30 protein-coding genes are annotated in these 22074 nt (G+C 41.1%); 3 read left to right on the forward strand and 27 right to left on the reverse strand.

Annotation, left to right across the window (positions count from 1 at the left end; translation table 11 throughout):
* Window positions 1–4 precede the first annotated feature (4 nt).
* The 20 genes from spoVAE to OIT90_RS06655 all read right to left on the reverse strand — a co-directional run bounded on the left by spoVAE (window position 5) and on the right by OIT90_RS06655 (window position 14479).
* Window positions 5–355: a stage V sporulation protein AE gene (spoVAE, locus tag OIT90_RS06560; protein ID WP_007501045.1), complete on the reverse strand. Its 351-nt coding sequence runs from the start codon at window positions 353–355 to the stop codon at window positions 5–7.
* Entirely contained in the window at window positions 355–1371 is a 1017-nt protein-coding gene (gene spoVAD, locus OIT90_RS06565; RefSeq protein ID WP_039179664.1) for a stage V sporulation protein AD, read from the reverse strand. The genes spoVAE and spoVAD overlap by 1 nt, the downstream gene beginning before the upstream one ends.
* A 12-nt stretch (window positions 1372–1383) precedes the next feature.
* Window positions 1384–1836 (reverse strand): stage V sporulation protein AC, encoded by a 453-nt coding sequence (spoVAC, locus tag OIT90_RS06570; protein WP_039179667.1) that lies wholly within the window; start codon window positions 1834–1836, stop codon window positions 1384–1386.
* Window positions 1837–1856: 20 nt separating this feature from the next.
* Entirely contained in the window at window positions 1857–2273 is a 417-nt protein-coding gene (locus OIT90_RS06575) for a stage V sporulation protein AB (RefSeq protein WP_034280358.1), read from the reverse strand.
* Window positions 2263–2883 (reverse strand): stage V sporulation protein AA, encoded by a 621-nt coding sequence (locus OIT90_RS06580; protein WP_059377134.1) that lies wholly within the window; start codon window positions 2881–2883, stop codon window positions 2263–2265. Before OIT90_RS06580 ends, OIT90_RS06575 begins: the two co-directional genes overlap by 11 nt.
* A gap of 114 nt (window positions 2884–2997) precedes the next feature.
* The gene (gene sigF, locus OIT90_RS06585) at window positions 2998–3765 is read right to left on the reverse strand and encodes an RNA polymerase sporulation sigma factor SigF (protein ID WP_024422864.1); all 768 of its coding nucleotides are present in this window, start codon (window positions 3763–3765) and stop codon (window positions 2998–3000) included.
* A gap of 13 nt (window positions 3766–3778) precedes the next feature.
* Window positions 3779–4219, reverse strand: a complete 441-nt coding sequence (gene spoIIAB, locus OIT90_RS06590) for an anti-sigma F factor (RefSeq protein ID WP_024422865.1) — start codon at window positions 4217–4219, stop codon at window positions 3779–3781.
* Complete coding sequence (gene spoIIAA, locus OIT90_RS06595) at window positions 4216–4569, reverse strand: anti-sigma F factor antagonist (protein ID WP_024422866.1); 354 nt, start codon at window positions 4567–4569, stop codon at window positions 4216–4218. The genes spoIIAB and spoIIAA overlap by 4 nt, the downstream gene beginning before the upstream one ends.
* Window positions 4570–4730: 161 nt before the next feature.
* Complete coding sequence (locus tag OIT90_RS06600; RefSeq protein WP_369880173.1) at window positions 4731–5885, reverse strand: D-alanyl-D-alanine carboxypeptidase family protein; 1155 nt, start codon at window positions 5883–5885, stop codon at window positions 4731–4733.
* 159 nt (window positions 5886–6044) lie between these two features.
* Window positions 6045–6857, reverse strand: a complete 813-nt coding sequence (locus OIT90_RS06605) for a purine-nucleoside phosphorylase (protein WP_474892378.1) — start codon at window positions 6855–6857, stop codon at window positions 6045–6047.
* Between the two features lie 11 nt (window positions 6858–6868).
* Complete coding sequence (gene deoB / locus OIT90_RS06610; protein WP_064497560.1) at window positions 6869–8053, reverse strand: phosphopentomutase; 1185 nt, start codon at window positions 8051–8053, stop codon at window positions 6869–6871.
* Between the two features lie 153 nt (window positions 8054–8206).
* Complete coding sequence (gene xerD / locus OIT90_RS06615; protein WP_039179686.1) at window positions 8207–9097, reverse strand: site-specific tyrosine recombinase XerD; 891 nt, start codon at window positions 9095–9097, stop codon at window positions 8207–8209.
* A 6-nt stretch (window positions 9098–9103) separates the two neighbouring features.
* Window positions 9104–9331: a YqzK family protein gene (locus tag OIT90_RS06620; RefSeq protein WP_024428058.1), complete on the reverse strand. Its 228-nt coding sequence runs from the start codon at window positions 9329–9331 to the stop codon at window positions 9104–9106.
* Between the two features lie 117 nt (window positions 9332–9448).
* The gene (gene fur / locus OIT90_RS06625; RefSeq protein ID WP_003215577.1) at window positions 9449–9901 is read right to left on the reverse strand and encodes a ferric iron uptake transcriptional regulator; all 453 of its coding nucleotides are present in this window, start codon (window positions 9899–9901) and stop codon (window positions 9449–9451) included.
* A 110-nt stretch (window positions 9902–10011) separates the two neighbouring features.
* Window positions 10012–10656 (reverse strand): stage II sporulation protein M, encoded by a 645-nt coding sequence (gene spoIIM, locus OIT90_RS06630; RefSeq protein ID WP_039179689.1) that lies wholly within the window; start codon window positions 10654–10656, stop codon window positions 10012–10014.
* A gap of 116 nt (window positions 10657–10772) precedes the next feature.
* Window positions 10773–11903, reverse strand: a complete 1131-nt coding sequence (locus tag OIT90_RS06635) for a S8 family peptidase (protein ID WP_082672218.1) — start codon at window positions 11901–11903, stop codon at window positions 10773–10775.
* Between the two features lie 111 nt (window positions 11904–12014).
* A complete protein-coding gene (locus OIT90_RS06640) occupies window positions 12015–12236 on the reverse strand; it encodes a hypothetical protein (RefSeq protein ID WP_039179694.1) in 222 nt (73 codons plus the stop codon).
* Window positions 12237–12304: 68 nt separating this feature from the next.
* Window positions 12305–12757 carry a GNAT family N-acetyltransferase gene (locus tag OIT90_RS06645; protein ID WP_474892379.1) on the reverse strand — a complete coding sequence of 151 codons (453 nt, stop codon included), beginning with the start codon at window positions 12755–12757 and terminating at the stop codon, window positions 12305–12307.
* Window positions 12744–13925, reverse strand: a complete 1182-nt coding sequence (locus OIT90_RS06650) for a TIGR00375 family protein (RefSeq protein WP_474892380.1) — start codon at window positions 13923–13925, stop codon at window positions 12744–12746. The genes OIT90_RS06645 and OIT90_RS06650 overlap by 14 nt, the downstream gene beginning before the upstream one ends.
* Window positions 13922–14479 (reverse strand): NUDIX hydrolase, encoded by a 558-nt coding sequence (locus OIT90_RS06655; RefSeq protein WP_039179704.1) that lies wholly within the window; start codon window positions 14477–14479, stop codon window positions 13922–13924. The genes OIT90_RS06650 and OIT90_RS06655 overlap by 4 nt, the downstream gene beginning before the upstream one ends.
* 168 nt (window positions 14480–14647) lie before the next feature.
* Here OIT90_RS06655 and OIT90_RS06660 point away from each other — a divergent pair, with 168 nt between their 5' ends.
* A complete protein-coding gene (locus OIT90_RS06660) occupies window positions 14648–15568 on the forward strand; it encodes an aldo/keto reductase (protein WP_041086021.1) in 921 nt (306 codons plus the stop codon).
* 114 nt (window positions 15569–15682) lie between these two features.
* Here the strand turns inward: OIT90_RS06660 and OIT90_RS06665 are convergent, their stop codons facing one another.
* Window positions 15683–16087, reverse strand: a complete 405-nt coding sequence (locus tag OIT90_RS06665) for an antimicrobial peptide LCI (protein WP_474892381.1) — start codon at window positions 16085–16087, stop codon at window positions 15683–15685.
* 184 nt (window positions 16088–16271) lie between these two features.
* Window positions 16272–16496: a YqkE family protein gene (locus OIT90_RS06670; protein WP_039179706.1), complete on the reverse strand. Its 225-nt coding sequence runs from the start codon at window positions 16494–16496 to the stop codon at window positions 16272–16274.
* A 123-nt stretch (window positions 16497–16619) separates the two neighbouring features.
* Between OIT90_RS06670 and OIT90_RS06675 the strand changes: the two genes are divergently transcribed.
* Window positions 16620–17546 (forward strand): alpha/beta hydrolase, encoded by a 927-nt coding sequence (locus tag OIT90_RS06675; protein WP_474892382.1) that lies wholly within the window; start codon window positions 16620–16622, stop codon window positions 17544–17546.
* A gap of 26 nt (window positions 17547–17572) precedes the next feature.
* On the opposite strand, the gene OIT90_RS06680 is transcribed toward OIT90_RS06675, so the two are convergent.
* The 5 genes from OIT90_RS06680 to OIT90_RS06700 form a co-directional block, all read right to left on the reverse strand.
* Window positions 17573–18835 (reverse strand): response regulator aspartate phosphatase, encoded by a 1263-nt coding sequence (locus OIT90_RS06680; RefSeq protein WP_024428051.1) that lies wholly within the window; start codon window positions 18833–18835, stop codon window positions 17573–17575.
* Window positions 18836–19136: 301 nt separating this feature from the next.
* The gene (locus tag OIT90_RS06685) at window positions 19137–19376 is read right to left on the reverse strand and encodes a YqkC family protein (protein ID WP_024422884.1); all 240 of its coding nucleotides are present in this window, start codon (window positions 19374–19376) and stop codon (window positions 19137–19139) included.
* Between the two features lie 12 nt (window positions 19377–19388).
* Window positions 19389–19715, reverse strand: coding sequence for an iron-sulfur cluster biosynthesis family protein (locus OIT90_RS06690; RefSeq protein ID WP_039179713.1), 327 nt, complete (start codon window positions 19713–19715; stop codon window positions 19389–19391).
* Window positions 19716–19794: 79 nt separating this feature from the next.
* Window positions 19795–20769, reverse strand: a complete 975-nt coding sequence (locus OIT90_RS06695; protein ID WP_268465753.1) for a GNAT family N-acetyltransferase — start codon at window positions 20767–20769, stop codon at window positions 19795–19797.
* The gene (locus OIT90_RS06700; protein ID WP_024428048.1) at window positions 20766–21245 is read right to left on the reverse strand and encodes a GNAT family N-acetyltransferase; all 480 of its coding nucleotides are present in this window, start codon (window positions 21243–21245) and stop codon (window positions 20766–20768) included. Before OIT90_RS06700 ends, OIT90_RS06695 begins: the two co-directional genes overlap by 4 nt.
* A gap of 272 nt (window positions 21246–21517) precedes the next feature.
* Here OIT90_RS06700 and OIT90_RS06705 point away from each other — a divergent pair, with 272 nt between their 5' ends.
* Entirely contained in the window at window positions 21518–21967 is a 450-nt protein-coding gene (locus tag OIT90_RS06705) for a YfmQ family protein (protein WP_024422888.1), read from the forward strand.
* Window positions 21968–22074: the final 107 nt, after the last annotated feature.

Genomic DNA, 22074 nt, shown 5'->3' on the forward strand with positions numbered 1-22074 from the left:
TCGGTTATCCTTTCGGTTTAAAGATCAGTGCGATAATAAATGAGAATAAAATCGCAGCTGATATTCCAGCAGAGGTTAATTCAAAAATACCGATACCGATGCCGATGAATCCATGTACATCTGCCTGGTGCATTGCCCCATGAAGCAAGCTATGACCAAAGCTGACGATTGGTACGGTTGCGCCCGCACCTGCAAATTCAATAAATTTATCATAAATACCGAATCCGTCTAAAATGGTACCTGCCACAACAAAAGTAGTCATGACATGTGCCGGCGTGAGTTTGAGTACATCTAGCAAAAGCTGGCCAATGACACAAATAAGTCCGCCTGCCACAAAAGCGATAAGATAATCCATTAGCTCTCTCCTCCTGCACGCTCAAATACGACACCGTGCGCAATGGTTGGAATGGTCTCTTTTTGCTGAACCATCATTGGGCTGAGTAGCGCCCCGGTTGCGACAACGAGTACTCTTTGCAGATTCCCTGCTTTCATTTCTTGAAAAATATGACTAAATGTCACAACAGCTGAACAAGCACAGCCGCTGCCTCCAGCGAATACGTTTTGATCGGGTGTATAGATGATTAAACCGCAATCATCGTGTTTTCGCCCAAGCTGGATGCCTTCTTCTTTCAGGAGATCCTTTAAAATCGGTGAACCAATGCCTGATAAATCTCCAGTTAAAATCAAATCGTAATCATCTACTGTTCTTCCTAAGTCTTCTAAATGCTGCTTGATGGTGTCTGCCGCGGCCGGTGCCATGGCCGATCCCATATCAAATGGATCTGTAATGCCAAGATCCATGACCCTGCCTACCGTTGCACTTGTAATTTGAATTTGTGAGGGCTCTTGGCTGATAATAACGGCTCCGCTCCCTGTTACGGTACTTGTTGCTGTATCTGGCTTTTGTCCGCCGTATTCGGTCGGGTTTCGAAATTGGCGTTCTGCGGTCGCATTGTGACTGCTTGTTGCTGCGATGGCTCTATTTGCAAAGCCGCCATCAATGAGTGCTGACGCAATGGCGACCGATTCCATTGAGGTCGAGCATGCTCCAAATAAGCAGAGAAACGGGATCTTCAGCTCTCTTGCCACATAGTTTGCTGTGACGTTCTGGTTGAGTAAATCTCCAGCTAGCAACAGATCAATATCGCTTTTTTGCAAATTTGCTTTCGATAAAGCGGTTGATATCGCATCATCCATGAGCTTCCTTTCAGCCATTTCCCAGTTCTTTTGATCACAGTGCATTTCATCGTATGTTTTATCAATTAAATGTCCAATTGGACCTTCTTTTTCCTTAGGTCCTGCAGCAGTTCCTTCTGCATTGACATAAAGCTTGTGCTCAAATACCCAAGATTGTTTACCTGTTAGTTTCACCTTTCATTCCTCCTACGAAAACATCTTTTCGAAGATGTATCGAATGATCCCTACGATATATGCCGAGACGACACCGAACACAATGACGTTCCCAGCGAGCTTAAACATATTTGTGGCAACACCTAAAACAAGCCCTTCACTTTTATGCTCAAGGGCAGCACTTGTCATACTGTTAGCAAAGCCTGTTACCGGTACGGCCGATCCCGCTCCAGCAAACTGGCCGATTCTATCGTAAATACCGATACCCGTTAATAGAGAAGAAATTAAAATGAGGGTTGCCACTGTCGGGTTCCCTGCTGTCTTTTCATTAAAATCAAAAAAGTGGATATAGAAATTTTGCAGCCCCTCACCTATTAGACAGATTAAGCCGCCAACTAAAAACGCCTTGATGCAGTTGAGGACATAAGGAGGTTTGGGCTGATATGTTTTCACCTTAGATGGATAGTTTTCTTTTAAACTCGACACGTGTTGTTCCCTCCAATTTCTTAAATATAAATAAGCCAATGAAATAGTGAACCAAATACCTTTCCTAAGACGATGGCCATGAGCAGCAAAACTATTTTCCCGTCCATTCCAATTCTTTTCGTTAATATAGGAAGTACATTTAATACTTCAGTGAGTGCAGCTGCAAGCATACCGACGAAGATGCCTGATAAAAGACCGACCGGCAGCGCCAGCCATTTGGTTAAATGCAGATGTATTTGACTTAAGGTGGCCCAGCCGCCAACAACCGCCCCGCTAATGACTGCCGCCTCGTACCCTTGTATGAAGCGCTGCGTTTTGGTTAATTGCATTAAGCGGGGAATGATGCCAAGCACTGTAAGAAATGCCACAAATCCTGCTCCGACTGTTAAACCGCCGCCAAGTCCAACGAGTACGACAAAAAGCCATTTACCGATCATGGATATCCTTCAATGTTTCTTTATTTTCATTGAGTGCGACATAATGATCGAGATCGAGCTGATATTTAAACATTTCCACTTCGAGCGGACTTGGTTCTTCATTTAAACGCTTTTTAAATACATGATTGAAAAACAAAATCATCCCAAGGCCGAGTCCAAAGCTATATGGAATTTGTAATAAATACGGATGCTCAACCGTTTTCCCTGTGATCATTTCATATAGGCGGATATGAACGAGCCGCATACTGACATCCTCGTGGAAATTCATAATGGCAAGCGCCGCTCCGACAAATAATAGAAGCCATACAAACACAAATAAAACGGGAGAAAGCTGGCGTTTGCCTGTATCAATTTCAACAATGGCCTCAGAGCCGCCAACGGTTTGAATGTCGATATCTGGCCACGTTTTTTTGATCGTTTTGACGACATGCATGATATCAAGAACGGCGATGTGACGATCCTTTTTGCTGACATGATACACCGGCATTTTGCTAAGCTTTTGCACAGCAAACTCATCACCAGTGATTTGGGCGACATCCTCTAAATAAATGAGCTGATCTATTCCGGTCTTGATTCGATGGCGCAGCCGAATAAAGATTTGTCCGTCCATCCAAGTCACTTCCTATACGAGGGGTTAAAAATAGTATGTGGTGAAAAATGGTTCTCATACTGATAGAACTTGATTTACCGGTAATTACCACACAAAAAAAGCCAGCCGAATTGGCTAGCTGTCTTTTTGATCCATTTGCATTTGGATTTGCTTTAAAATTTTCTTTTCAAGCCGTGAGACTTGCACCTGTGAAATGCCAAGTCTTTCTGCAACCTCAGATTGTGTCTGGTCTTTATAATACCTTAAATACACAATGAGTTTTTCCCTTTCTTCTAATTCCTTGATCGCTTCTTTCAGAGCAATTTTGTCAAACCATCTTTCTTCAGAATGATCGGCAATTTGATCAAGCAATGTTATCGGATCCCCATCATTTTCATACACTGTTTCATGAATGGATGATGGTGAGCGGACCGCTTCTTGGGCGAGGACGACATCCTCTGGTGTGATATCAAGGTATTCGGCAATTTCTTGAACGGTCGGCATTCTTCCATGAGACTTAGACAACTCATCCCTTGCCCGCCGGATTTTATTTCCGAGTTCCTTTAATGACCGGCTCACTTTGACCGTCCCATCATCCCGAATGAATCGCTGAATTTCCCCGATGATCATTGGGACGGCGTACGTTGAAAACTTTACATCATATGACAAATCAAATTTATCCACAGATTTCAGCAGTCCAATACAGCCAATCTGAAACAGATCATCTGGTTCATATCCCCTATTTAAAAAGCGCTGAACAACGGACCAAACAAGACGCATGTTTTTTTCTACGAGGAGGTCTCTTGCTTGCTGATCACCGTCTTGGCTTTTTTTGATGAGCTCTTTGACTTCATCATTTGACAGCTGGGCTTTTTTAGCTTGCTTTTTTACCTCCACATCCATATGAGCAGCTCCTTTAATTACAAAGCGCTTTGCTTTTTGATAGATGCTTTGTTAAACGGATGGTCGTGCCCATTTCTGGAGATGAATCCACCATGACATCATCCATAAAATTCTCCATGATGGTAAAGCCCATTCCAGAGCGCTCTAAGTCTGGTTTTGTTGTAAAAAGCGGCTGTCTTGCTTCCTCAAGATCGGTAATACCCATGCCTTCGTCACGGATGGTGAGGTAGACGACATGGTCATCTAATGTGACATGGATATGCACCTTGCCATCTGGATTCCCATCATAGCCATGGATGATGGAGTTTGTCACTGCCTCTGATACGACGGTCTTGATTTCTGTTAATTCATCTAAAGTCGGATCAAGCTGAGCGATAAACGCCGCGACTGTCACCCTCGCAAACGATTCATTTTGGCTTAATGCCGAAAAAGTCAGATTCATTTCATTTCTCATGACGCCACCCCCAATGTTTGCAAAGCCGTTTGCTCTGAAGGCTCCATACGAATGATTTTAAACAAACCAGACATATCAAATAACCGATTCACTGCTGGCGAGATGGCACAGACGACCATTTCTCCGCCAAGCTGCTTAATCTCTTTATATCTTCCTAAAATCACTCCGAGTCCAGAGCTGTCCATAAATGATAAATCAGCCAGATTCAGCACAATGTGGCGAATGTCCTCTGTTTCCAAATAATTCGTCACCTTTTGTCTCAATGTTTCTGCGGAGTGATGATCGAGCTCTCCTGTTAACCGAATGCAAAGTACGCTCTCTTTTACTTGAAAATCAATACCAAGGCTCATCTTTTTATTCCTCCTTGCTCTATTTCGGATAAAGAGTGTTTCTCTTTTATATGAAGTAAATCCTTCACCATGACAAAACTAGTGACCATTCGTCACATTTAGATGTTCTTTTCTTTTTCCTCATAGCAAAAAGACTGCCCATTTCAGCAGCCTTTCGCCTTTTATTTCCATTTCACAAAATCAGCCATTGCTCGTTTGAAGAAAGTCCAAATGCCTGCCTTTTCCATTCCTTCTTTTGCTTCTACAGGACTTTCATGCAGCACTTTTCCGTCTTTTTTCAAGACGATCGTACCAAGTTCCGTTCCTTTTGAAAATGGAGCCTTGACATCATGAGACAATTTGATTTCTTTTTTGATCTGATCCACATTTTCGCCTTTTTTCGTTAGAAGGGAGATCGGTTCAGAAGTAACGAGCTGAATATTTTTCTTTTTCCCTTTGCTTACTTTGACCTCCGCCACATCTTGCCCTCGTTTGTAAAGCGGATGAGTCGTATATTGACTAAATGCGTAGTCCAGCATTTTGACTACCTGAGCGTTTCTGTCTTTCGGGGTACTTGCGCCGAAGACAACCGCAATGACGCGCATGTTGCCTTTTTTAGCAGATGCAGTTAAACAGTATTTCGCTTCACCTGTAAAACCGGTTTTCACCCCATCGACACCTGGATAAAATTTAATCAGACGGTTTGTGTTTACAAGCCAGAATTTTTTATCTGTGTTTTGCCGTAGATAGTCTTCGTAGACACCTGTGAATTTTGTGATTTGTTCATATTTCAACAGCTCTTTTGCCATTATTGCCATATCGTGAGCTGTGCTGTAGTGGTCTTTTTCAGGGAGCCCTGTTGGGTTTTGAAAGACTGTTGAGGTGAGGCCAAGCTCTTTCGCCCTTTTGTTCATCTGCTCTACGAACTGTTCTTCAGATCCTGCAATATGCTCTGCCATGGCAACTGAAGCATCATTTCCTGACGCAATCGCAATGCCTTTCAGCATTTCTTTCACGGTCATTTCTTCTCCTGGTTCAAGGAAGATTTGCGACCCTCCCATGGACGCTGCATAGTCGCTCGTTCTGACCTTGTCTGTCATTTTCAGTTTACCGTGATCTATAGCTTCCATGATGAGAAGCATCGTCATGATTTTGGTCATACTTGCGGGTGCAAGCTTTTCATCGCTGTTTTTGTTGTAAAGCACCTTTCCCGTGTCACGTTCTATTAAGATCGCTGATTTGGCTTCGTGTGCCAATTCTGATGTTTGTTTTTCTCCTGGTTTTTCAATCTTTTCTTTTGCTGTCGCAGATGGTGAAACCATTGAGATAAGGATCATTAAAATAAACAATGCACATATATGACGTTTCAAGTGGCAGACCTCCATTATCGTAATCCTTTCTATTTTTTCCTCATACAGGCTGTTTTATTCAGAGATCGTATGATTGCAAATAAAAAAAGCCTTCTGCTTGGGTAGCAGAAGGCTTCTGGACACATGCTATGAAAGTTGTTTGACAATGTCTTTTACTAAATCAAGAAAACTTGCTTTCACTTTTTCCGTTACTTCGATCACTTCATCATGTGACAGCGGCTGATCCAAAATACCAGATGCCGCATTGGAAATGCATGAAATGCCAAGTACTTTGATTCCTGCATGACGCGCAACAATGACTTCTGGAACAGTCGACATTCCTACCGCATCTGCTCCAAGCGTTCTAAGGAAACGAACTTCAGCAGGTGTTTCATATGAAGGGCCTGTCATCCCTGCATAAACCCCTTGCTGTACAGATATACCTAAACGCTGGGCTGTTTCTGCTGCAAGTGCCAGCAATTCTTTATCGTACGGTGCAGACATATCAGGGAAACGAACGCCTTGACTGTCATTTCGGCCAATTAATGGATTGGTTCCCATCATATTGATATGATCTGTGATCAGCATGAGGTCTCCTGGACGGAATGAAGTATTCACTCCGCCGGCTGCATTTGTGACAATGCATGTTTCAATACCAATTTCTTTCATCACACGGACAGGAAACGTCACTTGCTTCATATCATACCCTTCATAGAAATGAAAACGTCCTTGCATCACGCAAACGACAGTGCCTTTCAGCGTTCCGATCACGAGCTGCCCTGCATGTCCCTCTACTGTTGAAACAGGGAATCCGGGAATATCTTCATATTTTATTTTGATTGGATTTTCAATCTCATCTGCTAAAATGCCAAGCCCTGATCCTAAAATCAATCCAACTGTTGGTACATATGTCGATGCTTGTTTAATATATGCCGCCGCTTCTGAAAACTGTGCTCCCACGAGATTTCCCCCTATTTGAGTTTAGATAAAAAGCTTGTTCCGTATTTTGGCATCGCTATCTTGAAATTATCGGCAACGGTTGCCCCAAGATCAGCAAATGTTTTTGCTGTTGGCAGTTCATTTGCTTCCTGATGCTTTTTGCTGTAAGCAATGAGCGGAACGTATTCTCTTGTATGATCTGTTCCGTGATGAACCGGGTCATTTCCATGATCTGCTGTGATCACAAGAAGATCATCCTCTTTCAACAGGTCAAACACTTCAGGAAGACGTGCGTCAAATTCCTCTAATGCTTTTCCATAACCCTCTGGATCTCTTCTATGTCCGTAAAGAGCGTCAAAATCAACAAGGTTCAAAAAGCTGAGTCCTGTAAAGTCTGTTTTAAGTGTATCGACCAGCTTGTCCATTCCATCCATGTTCGATTTTGTTCTAAGAGATGATGTGATTCCTTCGCCGTCATAAATATCAGAGATTTTTCCGATCGCAATGACATCGAGCCCATCATCTTTGAGTTCATTCATGACTGTACGGTCAAATGGTTTTAACGCATAATCATGACGGTTTGGTGTTCTAACAAAAGCATCAGGCTCTCCGACAAACGGACGAGCGATAATCCGTCCAACCATATATTTTTCATCTAATGTGAGTTCACGGGCAATTTCACAAATACGGTAAAGCTCATCTAATGGCACAACTTCTTCGTGCGCAGCAATTTGCAGCACAGAATCCGCAGATGTATAAACGATTAAATCGCCTGTTTTCATGTGCTCTTCGCCAAGCTCATCTAAAATTTCCGTACCAGACGCAGGTTTATTTCCAATAATACCTCGGCCAGTTTTTTCTTTTAATTCATTTAATAGTTCATCTGGGAATCCGTCTGGAAAGACTTTGAACGGTGTGTCTATGTAAAGACCCATGATTTCCCAATGCCCTGTCATTGTGTCTTTACCATTTGATGCTTCTTGCATTTTTCCATAATACGCAAGCGGTTTTTCATCCGCTGGAATTCCTTTGATTTCTTTAATATGACTCAGCCCAAGCTTCGCCATATTCGGCATATGAAGCCCGTTCATTTTTTCAGCAATATGTCCAAGTGTATCTGCACCTACATCATTAAAATCAGCAGCATCTGGTGCTTCCCCAATCCCTACTGAATCCATTACGACGAGGAAAATGCGTTTATACTGATAATCAGGCATTAAAAAGCGCCTCCTTCAATATTCTTGTCTTTTGACCTTACAAACAGTAAGAGGTCAGACATCTCAAGTATAAACCGTTTACAAGCCAGTTGACAACCATAAACGGTGTAAAGATGAAAAAGCATGACACCCGTTCATCGTGTCATGCTTTACTTATGCCCTTGGATGGAATTTGTGATACACATCTTTCAGTCTTGTTTTCGTCACATGTGTATAAATTTGTGTTGTTGAGATATCGGCATGTCCGAGCATCTCCTGTACAGCTCTTAAGTCCGCACCGTTTTCAAGCAGGTGTGTAGCAAATGAATGTCTGAGCGTATGAGGCGTCAGCTCCTTTTGAATCCCTGCTTCAATGGCTCGTTTCTTTAAGTTCTTCCAGAAGCCCTGGCGCGACATTTTTTTCCCGTGATGATTGAGAAACAGGGCATCGGACGGCTGTTTTTTTAACAGCTTGCTTCTTCCCTTTTCGATATATTCTTCAATTGCGCTTGCGGCAGCTTCACCGATTGGCACAATTCGCTCTTTTCTTCCTTTTCCAAAACAGCGGATAAAGCCCATTGTGAGGTGCACATCTGCAAGGGTCAGATCCAGCATTTCACTGACGCGAATGCCTGTTGCATATAAGAGCTCAAGCATTGCTTTGTCTCGGTAGTCAAAGGGAGTGTGCTGATTTGGTGTATCAAGCAGTTTTTCGACCTCCCCTAATGATAGAACTTTCGGTAATGTCCGCTCTGTTTTTTGCGTTTCAATGTTCCATGACGGGTCATCCGTTGTCACTTTTTCCCGAAGCAGAAATTGATGAAAGGAACGGATCGATGATAGATGCCGTACAGACGTTTTACTCGATTTCCCTTCCTCTTTTAACTGCTTTAAATAATGAATGATATGCAGGCGCGTGACATCGCTAATATCCGTCAGCTGTTCATGTGTCATTAAAAAAGACAAGTAGTTCTGCAAATCTCTTTTATAAGAAACAATGGTATTTTCAGAGAGTCCTCTCTCTACGGTCATAAAATGAATAAAGTCGGATAATTGATCGTTCAATGATTTCTACTCCCCGTTTTGATAAAAATAAATCAATCGGTCTTGCCAATTGTCTTGATTCGGCTGATCCATTTCCATCACTTTAATTGCTGCACCCTCTGGTTTATCATAACGATGGTAGCTTTCATATTCTGAATTTATCCATATCATAGCATAATAGAACAGGACGGTAAAACCTGTGAACAAGATAAATACTTTGATCACTTCACCTGTTGTTTTGAGCCATTTTCGCATGATCTTCAAGTCCTTTCTCACCTTCTCATTACTTCAGCATATGCCAGGTAGGACAAGGAATATACAGCGAAAATGCAAAAAACCTCTTCATCTTAAATGAAAAGGTTCCAATTCGGATTATTTGCCGGATTCATCATCATGACACCGGTGGCAAATACCATGGAATGTCAATCTATGATCCTTAATTTTAAATTTCCAGTCACGTTCAATAATCTCTTCGACATCTTCTAATAAATCATCTTCTATCTCATCGACTGTTCCGCATTCCATGCAGACAAGATGGTGATGGAAGTGAGCGGCTCCTTCTTTGCGAAGATCATATCGCGAAACGCCGTCTCCAAAGTTAATTTTATCAACAACTTTCAGTTCAGTGAGCAATTCTAACGTCCGATAAACAGTAGCAAGACCAATTTCAGGAGACTTCTCTTTTACGAGGAGGTATACATCTTCTGCACTTAAATGGTCTTCTTCATTCTCAAGCAGTACTCTTACTGTGGCTTCACGCTGTGGCGTGAGCTTGTAGCTGGAAGAATGAAGCTGTTTCTTAATTCGATCAATCCTATTTTCCATTGACTTTCCCTCCTACGCCACATTACTTGATCATTATATCAAATGATGTGCTGAGAGCCAACTATAATCATTTTAAATTGATAAATAAATTGATTATTAATTAATAACAATTATAAAAGAATACCTGCCAGCTTTTTCATCAGCATGAATGATATGTACGATTCAAAAAAAGATGAAAGTGCAGCAAGCGCTAAAATCATCAGCAGAACCGATGCATACCGGCCAAACCACTGGACGGGTGCTTGACTGATGGTTTTTTTCATGAAGAGCTGTCCAATGAGACGGATGGAAAACGCAATCGCACAGGTGCCAATCACTAAATAGGCTGGAATAAGCAGAATGTTTTGCGGAAGCACCGATACAAACGAGAGAAAAAATCCACTCAGCCCCATTTGATTCACGAGAAAACCAACAGTAAATCCAACAACAATTCCTTTTAAAAAGATCATGAGAAAGATGAGCGGCAGACCAATAATGGATATTCCCAGGATCCACATAAGGCCTAAATATTTCATATGATGCAGGAAGCTTTGTAAAAACATTTCTTTTGATTCTGCTGCCTTCTCATTCGTCAGCTGACCAAAAAATTGATTTAAATAATAGAATAAATCCTCTTTCTGGCTGAATGTCATGCTATTGACAATGATGGCACCGAAGATCACACCCATTAAAAAGAGTACAGAGACAAATAAATAAATCGAGAGATGATCTTTTACGTGCTGAAGAAGATGCTCCTTCCAAGACTTTTTCCGCATGTGTCTTCCTCCCAAATCGTAAGGTTACTAGATTCTATGAGAGAGATTACGAAACATGACAGTTTTATTGAAAGAAAAAAGAGAAATCAGCCTGCTCACTGCTTTCTCTTTTTCATTTATCGTGCGGCTTTTTGTACGTTCACAAGCCCGGCACCGTAATAAAAAGGTTCTCCAAGTTTTGTCGCCGTTTTTGACAGTCTCTCACGCACTTCATCGTTAGTCAGATTCGGATGTTTTGATAGAATGACAGCCGCAGCGCCCGTTACATGCGGTGATGCCATTGACGTTCCGCTCATGTAGCCATATTCGTTATGAGGAATGGTGCTCAGCGTTGAAACGCCTGGTGCTGAGACTTCCAGTTCTTCGCCAACAGATGAATCAAAAGCTCTTTGCTTTTTTTGGTCAACAGAGGCAACAGCCATCACGGAGCTGTATTTAGCCGGATAGTCAATCGTATTGAGAGAGCCATAACTTCCTTCATTCCCTGCAGAAGCCACAATGAGAATCCCTTTATCATACGCTCGATCTACCGCTTCTTTCAGCGCCTCAGATTCACTTGCTCCCCCCATACTGATATTGATGACATCCATGTCATTCTCAATGGCCCATTCAATCCCTTTTATGATCCAGCTATAGTAACCGTCACCATTTTCATCTGCCACCTTGACAGCATAGATAGAGGCTTTTGGCGCAACACCAACGACACCTACCTTATTATCTAAAGCGGCAATTGTCCCTGCCACATGCGTCCCATGTTTATGCGGATCTACAAGCGGATCGGACTCTGTCGGTACAAAGCTCACCCCGCCGGTGACATGTAAATCCTCATGTTTGCCGTCGATACCGCTGTCAAGAACTGCTACTTTGACATTCTGTCCAGCGTATCCTTGTTTATGTACCTTTTGTGCTTTGATGCTTTTGATGCCATATGGAACAGTTTGACTGCTTGTTTTTGCTTTTTGGTCTTCCTCAATGAAGGTCACTTCTTTTGCTTCATTCAGTTTCTTTTTTGATGTCTCATTCAACGACACTTTCATCATATCTATTTGCTCTATGGATTCTTTCACATGCCCGCCAGCTTCTTCTACAAGCTGTTTTTGTATTTTGTCTTGAACGGAAGAAGAAAAGCCGATCATGTACTCTTTTTTTGCTTGTTCCTTTGCAGAAATATCTGACGCGCCAAACATGACCGATGCCACAAGCACACTTGCCATACAAAGCCCTGCTCCAAATGACTTGACGTTCACAATACTCACTCTCCCTTTCGTTTCTTTTTGTCATTTAACTACATTTTTAGACAAAAAGAAACGACCGTTTGTCCTATTTTTTAAAATTTTTCCATTTATTTGATCTAGTTGTCACAAAAAAGCAAAATAAAAATGCTTATGATCCTCTTGATAGTGATCATAAGCATTTCGTCCTTTATGTTTTTTCATCATGTGCTGCAAGACTTCTTGTTTTGTTTTTGTCTTCCTTTCGTGTGTGCTAAAATGCGGCATGTTTCCTCTCGACAGTTCTGGATTTCGGCTGTGCTGCCTTTGGATATGCTCTCGTTTTTTCTTTGCTTTGCTTTTTCCCATTTGGCAAAACCCCTTTCGTTGACGTTATGATACACGATGTTACATAAAAAAGATAGACGTAAATACGTCTATCTTTCTGTTTTTACCATATCAAGATGCGGAATCCCATCTTCATCATAAACATCTGAGACGGCCTTGAAACCAAATGATTCGTAAAATGACTTCAGGTAGGATTGCGCCTGTATTTTAACACTTGTTTCACCTAGTTCACTAAGCTTTTCCAAAGCCTTGATGAGCAGCATCTTTCCATACCCTTTTTTCCGGCCGGCCTGCGTCACAAGAACGCGGCCGATGGACGCCTCTTTGTACACGATCCCGTTTTGAAAAATTCGGCAATAAGCCACAATGGTGCCGTTCTCTTTTGCGATGAGATGAATTGCTTCTTGGTCCCTGTGATCAATTTCAGGGTAAGGGCATGTTTGTTCTACAACAAACACGTTGACTCTTTCCATAAGAATCAAGTAAAGATCCTCTTTTGACAATTGTTCAAACGTTTGAGATGTCCATTTAATGTGACTCATGATTGATATCCACCTTACCGTACACTCCGCCTCCACCAGCGATTAGTCCGACTTCGCCCTTTCTTGCTTTGATGATGTAGCCCGCTGTCTTTTCTGGCAGAACGGCTTTTAATTCTTGTTCTGTTGCTTGATGCAGAATATTCATCTCTGTGTGAAACACGGCTTTTAGCTTCTCCAGCGTTTTAGGTCCAACACCCGGAATAAACTGAAGTGGGAGCTGATGAACATAAGGAGGTCTCATTCTTTTTTCACTTTCTTGGTCAGCAAGCTCTTTTAAACGCTCACTTACTCCTTTTGTCATCCGGGTATGTCCGCATTCGTGGCACTCTTCCTGATCTGATGCGTGAGGTTTTACCCCGCATTTCTCGCAGGTCGTATGATAATACTTCCCAAGCCGCGGAGCAAGTCCATAATTTCCTGTGACAGCTCTGCCATCTTTTTCTTCAAGGGCTAGCTTGAATTCGGCAAAAGAGGCATGATCCATTTTGATTTTTGTATATTCTCGCGCGATTTTCCCTAAAGAATGGGCATCTGAATTCGTTAAAAAGGGATACCGGTTCAGCTCACTCAGCTGGGACGCCATTGACGTATCACAGCTAAGACCAAGCTCAACAGCATCAATAAGGTCAGGATCAAATACTTCCGTTAAAGAAGTGCTGACCCCTTTGCCGTATAGACTTTTATGCGGCGTAAAAATATGAGCAGGAATAAACAATCCTCCTAGCTCTTTTACTTTGTGCTGAAGTGTTTTCCCATCAACATAGAGGCGCTGTGAGCTCAAATGGACATTTTTCATATGAAGCGAAAGCCATGCGGAGAACTCAGACATTTTGTGTAGTGTGGGCATAAATGCCAGCACATGAATCGGACCTTTTGAATGGTCATCATTGATCTCTAATTCACTGCCTAAAAGCAGCACTGTCGGTCCAAATGATAGACCGCCGTCATTTAGTTCCGTGTACCGGCCTTCCTCTACACCCTCTATTAACTCTTCTAAGACTTCTGGAGATTGTGCATCTATCACACCAATCATCCCCATCCCTTTACTTTCTGCTGCTTCAATGAGAATTTGGTCAATTGTCAATGACCTTGCACCTGTAATTTTGACAGCTCTGCCTGTTCTTGTTCTGCCAATATGAATATGGATGTCTGCAAAAAATTCCTTCATTTTGTTGACTCAAGTACCTCTTGCAGTTGTAAGTATTGAATGGCATAGGCTGTTTTTGCATCGTAAATATGCTGATCTTCAATGAGGTGCAAGGCTTCTTCTAATGAAACTTCCATTACTTCGACAAATTCATCTTCATCCAGCTCTCTTTTTTCTTCAAGCGGAACTAGCTGATCTGCTAGATAAATGTGAACAATTTCATCTGCAAAACCAGGTGATGTATAAAAGGCCGTCAGCTTTTGAAGCTGCTGAGTTGTATATCCTGTTTCTTCTTCTAATTCTCTTAATGCTGTATGTGCCGGCTCTTCCCCTTTTTCTAGTTTTCCAGCCGGAATTTCAACGATGGCTCTCTCTAATGCTTTACGGTATTGTTTGACCAAGATGATTTTATTTTCGTCTGTACGTGCAATGACAGCTACTGCACCAGGATGTTTAATGATTTCGCGTTTGCCTTGTTTTCCGTTAGGCAATTCTACATCTTCAAGTACCAAATCAATGATTTTTCCGTTGTATAATTCTTTCGACGATAATGTTTTTTCTTCAAAGTCCTTCAATTTTGTCAGCTCCTCGTTCTACTTTCACTTTTTACTTCATTTATTTTAACATAGATGATTTAAGAGAAGCGAAAAGCGAAACGCTTGCTTCAATGCGCCATTTGAAATCACCTAGCTTGAATTCCTGATTTTTTTCACTTAATGTGAAAGGATAGGAGTGTGATGGAATTGAAAAAAAGACGTATTGGCACCTCAGATCTTTTAGTGAGCGAGGCGGCACTAGGATGCATGTCTCTTGGGACTGATAAAGAAAAAGCGCTCTCTTTATTAGATGAGGCCATTGATCTCGGAATTAACTATTTGGATACAGCCGATTTATATGATTTTGGGACAAATGAGGAAATTGTTGGGGAAGCCATCAAAAATAGACGGCAAGATTTGATTTTGGCGACAAAAGGCGGCAACCGCTTTGAAAAAGGCAAACCAGGCTGGGACTGGGACCCTTCAAAGGCGTACATAAAGGAAGCAGTAAAACAAAGCCTCAAGCGGCTTCAAACAGATTATATTGATTTATATCAATTGCATGGAGGCACGATTGATGACCCCATTGATGAAACGATTGAGGCTTTTGAAGAATTAGTAGAGGAAGGCGTTATTCGCTATTATGGCATTTCATCTATCCGCCCAAATGTCATTAAAGAATATGCCAAAAAGTCCAATATCGTAAGCGTGATGATGCAATATAGCTTACTCGACCGCCGCCCGGAAGAATGGTTCTCTCTTCTTGAAGAACAAAGCATTAGCGTCGTCGCAAGAGGCCCTTTAGCGAAAGGATTATTAACTGAAAAACCACTTTCTCAAGCAAGTGCAGCGATTCAAAAAAACGGCTATCTTCAATATTCATTTGAAGAGCTCCAGCAGATCATTCCTTCTTTAAAGAAAGTCGCTTATGACCTGTCCCTCACCGAACTGTCCATTCAATATGTACTGAAACATTCTGCGGTCAGTTCCGTTGTATTTGGCGCGAGCTCGGTGGATCAGTTAAAAGAAAACATAGCAGCAGCAAATGCACGTTCTTTAAGTGACCAAGAAGTCAAAGCAGTAACTTACTATACAAAACCGTTTGTGTATGAAGCGCACCGATCCTAATAAGAAAAAATCACATCATTTGATCTCGTCAGAATGTAGAAAAACTCATGTTTTTCTACATTTTTTTATGTTTTTCTCTATATAAAATAAGGAGGGGCTAAAAGCCCCGTTGTCTTATCTTGCACTTTCGTAATATGCATAATTTCCAGATTTGCCTTTAAGATAAAATGTGGTACCAAAACGACTGAAACTATTTGCAAAAGAACCATTATCTGAATGCATACATAATCGATTACTTGCACCTTTAAAAGGAGTTACAGAACAATCTACAATTGAAGTAGCCTTTGTACTCACATCTGCATTCGTTAACTCATTTGTTGCAAGAGCTTGTCCAGAAACAGGTAAAAGCAATCCTAAAGATAAAGCGACTCCAGCCATTGTTTTTCTCAATTTCATGTGAATCATCCCCATTCCCAAATTTTGTAACACATCTTCATTATAAGAAGAACGACCCTCTATCAAAAGGGTCTTAATAACCATATTTTCAATAAAAAGGAATTTAAATAAATCAATACTCACCTTTTTATTTCTGTTTCAAACATAAGTTATGGGATTTCGTTTAAAAAATCATACTGTCTCGATTCTGAAATGAAGTGATATGAAGGGGGCAGAAATGCTTTTCTCTTTATGGACCTATGTTTATTCTCTGTGGATCTATCTCAAGGATGATGACATAAAAAAAGGAAGCATCATTGCTCCCTTTTTAGCTTTTATACTTTCTCCAGTCTAAATGGCTTTCATCTAGCAGCTCTGAAAAGCTTTTGTTTTTTTCTTTTTCTTTCTGCTGCCGAAGGAGATCTTGTCGTTTTTGTTCTTCTCTTTTTTCTGTTTCAACGGCGAGGTTCTGTTTCATTTGAAGAAGCTGCTGTTTGACATCGTCCTTTATGCCGTCCTTTAATTTCGCTTGATCCTGCTTGGTCTTTTTCATTGTGCCTCTCTCCTTTTGACTTAGTGTATCATCCGTTTTATTTTCTGAGCAAGAGGCACGCCAATCTACCAAGATGTGGTATGATCGTCATAGAAAAAACTCCGGAAAGGAAGAATCGGCTAGATGAAGAAATGGATCGCTATATTTGCCTTCATATTATGTCCACTCGCTGTCATCAGCATTTTTTTCACCAATAAAATGATGTATATTCGAAAATTAACGGATGAAGAGCTCATCAAACGAGAATCAGATGGAGGCCATTATCATCACGAGGAATTTCAGCAGCTTAAGAAAGAGAAAGTGTGTATTCCTTCAGCATTTGGTTATAATCTACATGGCTATTTTGTGCCGCATCCTCATACAACACGCACAATCGTACTTTGCCACGGTGTGACAGTCAGTTTGATTAATTCCGTTAAGTATATGAAATTATTCCAAAAGCTCGGATGGAATGTGCTGCTTTATGATCATAGAAGACACGGGATGAGCGGCGGGAAAACCACGAGTTATGGATATTATGAAAAAGAAGATCTAGCAAAGATCGTAAAGTGGCTCAGACAAAGACTCGGAGAAAGTGCCATCATTGGGATACACGGAGAATCAATGGGTGCAGTCACGACCTTGTTATATGCTGCGAAGCCGGAAGCAACCGCCAATTTTTACATAGCAGACTGCCCTTTTGCTTCTTTTGAGGACCAGCTTCTGTATCGGTTAAAAACAGATTTTCGCCTTTCAGGGCAATGGATTCTTCCACTAAGTGATCAAGTGTTAAAATGGCGGGACGGATACCGCATCCGGCAAGTTTCCCCTCTTGATGTGATCGATCATGTGAAAGTACCTGTACTTTTTATTCATAGCCGCCATGACGACTATATCCCCTGTGAGCAAAGTCAGCAGTTATATGCACGTAAAAAGGGTGACAAACAGTTGTTTATTGCGCCACACGGTGCGCATGCAATGTCTTTTAGCGAAAATAAGGAAGCTTATGAGCAAGAAATTCAAGCATTTCTTCAAAGATTTGAATTGAATGAAAATAAAAGAGGAGAATGAACAGCAGTTCGTCCCCTCTTTTTGAGCTAACTTATGCGATAGTCACCACTGTTGTATGGTGTCTGCCCGCAAGCTCCATATGGCTCTCTTCCGATTGCTGCTGACTCATGACCGATAATCCTGCAGTTGCTGCCAATAAAAGAACTATCAAACTCGTTTTCATATAAATGACCCCCATTTTGAATTTTTGATATGGCTTGAATTTTCCTTTCGTAAAACCGGGTAGATACTTCAAACAGTCCAAGCTCATTGTAATAATGAGCCGCATCAAGTGCCAATTCCTCAATATCTGGGTATAAGCGCTTGTCCTCGAGCAGGTCTAATGTATCGTCTATGATTGTTATGTCTGCATCAACGTACAATGCTTTTAAGAACTGAAATTTGCAGATGTAAATTTCATCTTCTAATTCACAGGCCTTCATAATACCTTGTTGATAGAGGGTTAACGACTCTTCTATTTGTTTTTGTTTAAACAGGATTTGTGTCAGCATAAATAGTGGGTCTAGAGAGCGATTAAGATGGGTTAAATTCTCCTTTTCAAACACTTCAATAGAGTCTTTCAGATAACGGCTTGCTTCCGCAAGATCGTTCATTTGATAATAACAGTTACCTAAGTTGAAAAGGGCCGAACCTATGACTCGAGGGTTTCCAATTGAGCGTGCTCGCTTTAGAGCATTTTTAAAGTAGGGCAATGCATGTTCATAGCATTTCAAATCATCATAGTTTGCACCAATGACAAATTCACAGTGGATGATTCTCAGCGTGTACGTTCTGTAGGCAGAATACGTATCTAACGCTTGCAAGGCATAGTGCATCGAAAAGTGGGTTTGTTTCATGTGGTAGTAAATTTCTGCTAATTTAAAGTAAAATTCTGCTCTTTCTATATCATCTGATATGAGATTGAGCTTTTTTTCTGCTGAGCGGTAATAAGCAATGGCACTTAAGTAGTTTCTCTGTTCAAATTCAAACATTCCTGTGAAAAAATGAACATAGTATTCAAGCATATCCGTTAATTTCGTTTGTGAATGTTCGATCGTTTCTAGCAAATTCTTAATCTCTTCATCATTCGAGGCTTTCTTTGCCGGTTCAAAATATTCAAGCATTACCTTGTGGCGAAAATCCATCAGCTGGTAAAACAATAACAAGTTTTGATCCTGCTCCATTTCGAGGATTTCCTGCTCGATCTCCGCCTTCAGCTTCTCTGCTTTCATCACATGAAATCCGCAAATCTGCCTATACCATTCGTTTATTTTGATTCCAACCTGAGGCGATGACAGCTTGAGCTTCAATTCACTTTAGCACCTCCCTTCTCATATACGATACATGTTGTATTCTATCACATTTCCTCGAATGGAAGAAATATGAAATGTCATTTTTCGCAAAGTTTTCGGTATCCCGCAATAAACGCTGCGAATGCCTATTTTTCGGCATTTACAGCCATTATTTTTTTATTTCCAGCTTGCTCATTTTGTCGAATTGTTTGTTGAAAAACTGCTTTTTTTGCTTCAAAAGATCATTTTTCAGATTAGACAACCGTGCCGTTTGATGAGATGATGAACGCACGAAAAAAACCCTTTCGAAAAAGGGCTTTTATAATACATCTGTTACTTGGTCCATATTCTCTTTGATCCAATTGACAGCTAATTCGAGCGTTGGAAATTCTTCCGTTTCAAATGTGACTTCATCTTGAAGAAGCCAAACGTCCTTTTTCACCGAATCCATTCCACCTATTGACCAGTGCAAAAGGCTATAGGGATGATTGTTATTTAAAAACGACACCCATGTTTTATTTTGTGCCGTATTTTGTATCACTTTTAGCTTTTGATCCACTACATTTCCACCTTACTTTACAAGTATACCCATTCTCGGGCTGAGTATTTGTTGAGGACTTTTCAACATGAGTGTGTTGGCTTTTTCATTAAAATCAATCGTCATTTCCTCGTCAAAAAAGACCTTTTGTGCTGTGTGTATGTACAGCTTAAAGAGCTGATTATGCTTGAGCTCTTCCCATTCGCCTGTTCTTTCACCTGTGAGCCAAATCATTGGGACACCGCTTACCGCACAGCCGCACCCATCTGAATCATATCGAAGGAGCAGTTCTTTTGTTTCATGCCCTGCTTGTTGTTTTGTAAGGTACGCTGCTGCTGGTTCTGTTATATGAATATACATGCCGAACATCCTTTTTCCGTTGATTGTTACATTGTAACATATCAGTCATCAATTAAACATGTTCACGTCCTGCCAGCTCTTATGTCTGATCGTTTTTCTTTAACTGGTCTGACCAATTGTACGCTTCTTGTTCAATTTCTTTAATGAGCCCATCTTTTCCTTTCATATAACTTGCCATATCTTCAGGATATGCTTTTGCCAATTGACGCTTTTTATCGGCATAGGCTTTGGCACGATCAGGTGCAGCTTTTAAATAATCTCGGAACACCAAATGCCTTTTTACATCATCATGTCCAGCTTCATAGGCGTGAACGTGATGTGTTCGATTCAAGCCGCCTTTTCTAAAAAAACGTCTTCCCTTGAGTCCATTTTCTCCGAGCGGTTCATATCCAAGCTGACGAAACAGGTGGTTACATTCATCTAAGCGACTGATATGCTTCACCTCTAGCAATATATCAATAATTGGCTTAGCCGCCATTCCTATGACTGACGTACTGCCAATATGATGGCCATATACCCAGTTGTCGCCAACTATCTTTTTCAGCTTATCATGCTCATCTTGAAATTGTTTTGGCCAGCTCGCTTGGTATTCAATCACTTCCACTTTTCGAAGCATCAAACGTTCCAGCTTTATTAACATCAGATTGTTTTCCACCTGCAAACGATCCTTCTGTTTAAACCCTAGTTTTTCATAAAGCTTGATTGCTGGTATATTTGCTTCCGCTGTTGTGAGCTCAATTGTTTTTTGATGCTGGATGATGGATTGCAGGAGCGCTGTCCCGATGCCTTGTTTGACATGATGAGGGTGCACAGCTAACCGGCTGAGGATGATCCGGTCGTCATGCAGTTCATATGAAGCGATCCCTAACAAATGCCCCTCTTTTTCAAATCCTATGAAAATCTCATTTGTTTCTATTATGTCTTTAACCGTTTCTTTTAAGGGCGGTAAATCTTGATAGCCTATTTGTTCTGCCTCCCGCTGATATGCGGCCAATTGGATATGTAACAGCTCTTTTGCTTGTTCTTTATTTTTTTGATCCAGTCTAATGATCATGCTTTCGCCTCCAGCTTTTTCACAAATAGCACCCTGTCTTCATGAATGCCGTCGTAATCTGAAAAAACTGAAATGCCATCGACCGTTTTATCTCCCTTTTCTATCTGAAAACCGAGCTTTGTATGGTAAGCAATTGAGACTTTATTGACAGGAGCCGTGATGGCCTTAATCGTTGTTCTTCCTTCCTTTTCAGCCGCTTCATAAAACGCTTGATAGAGAATTTTGCCAATCTTCAATTTTCGGTGGTCTGGATGTACCCCCACAAAGTGAATATACGCTTCATCTGAATGCGATTGCGATAAAAAACCGACTAAAAAGCCGATCAGTTCACCTTTTTCAACAACGACAAAACTTGTTTGCTGAAAATGTTCGAAAAATAGCTTTGGCAATTTTGCGCGCAAATCTCTGCCTCCCCACCAGCTTTGAATGACGGATGTGACCGCATAAAAATCTGACGGCTTCACTTGACGTATCATGATGGCCTCGCCCCTTTTCATTTTTAGCTGTACCGTTTCACAAAAAATCAACTGTTTCAATAGTCTACCTGTCTGATCAATTGTTTGTAAAGGTGATGTATCAGCCTTTTTTCCTTCAGCTTTGTTGGTTCTTCGTCTTTTCGCCGTCATCTCCTTTTAAATCTTCACACTTATTTCAAAAAGTTCACTTTTTGTGCGAAAGATCCATTCTTTTGTTATGTTAAAATTGTTCATATAAGAAATGGAACAAAAGTTTATTGGAGATGATGATATTGGTTTGGATTGTTACTTCACTTGTTGTGTTTAGTCTTTTAAAGTTGCTTGTCACTTCGCTGCCTTCTGGTGTTGTTGAACGCCTTTTTAGTCGTTATGCGGTGCATGCAAAAGTAACAAGTGATCAAACAACGATGACGTTTCAAGGACGTCCACTTGATGATCAGCAAACATCTGAAATTATTCAACATTTTAATGATGCGATCTTTATTGAACGTTATTATATTTATCCTGGTGACGAAGAGCGTTTTCTTCATCCGCAGGAAGGACCAGCGCCGCTTACCATGCAAACAAAGCTTGGCAAGCATGATGTGACCCTTTATCTGTATCATTACGATGACCACGTGGATGTGGTGCGGCAGTTTACCCATAAGCCTAAGAAAAAACTAACGGCCTATCGTTTGCGTTCTGAGCCGCTCCAAACATCCAATAACTTGGCACATGCTTAAAATGACTCATTTTACAAAGATGAGACGAAGTGGAGACACTTCGTCTTTTTTGTATGGATTTACACTCTTCTCTTTGAATGATTTACCAGTATCAATTTCACCTTCTG

It is taken from the genome of Bacillus sp. ABR, assembly GCF_056172715.1.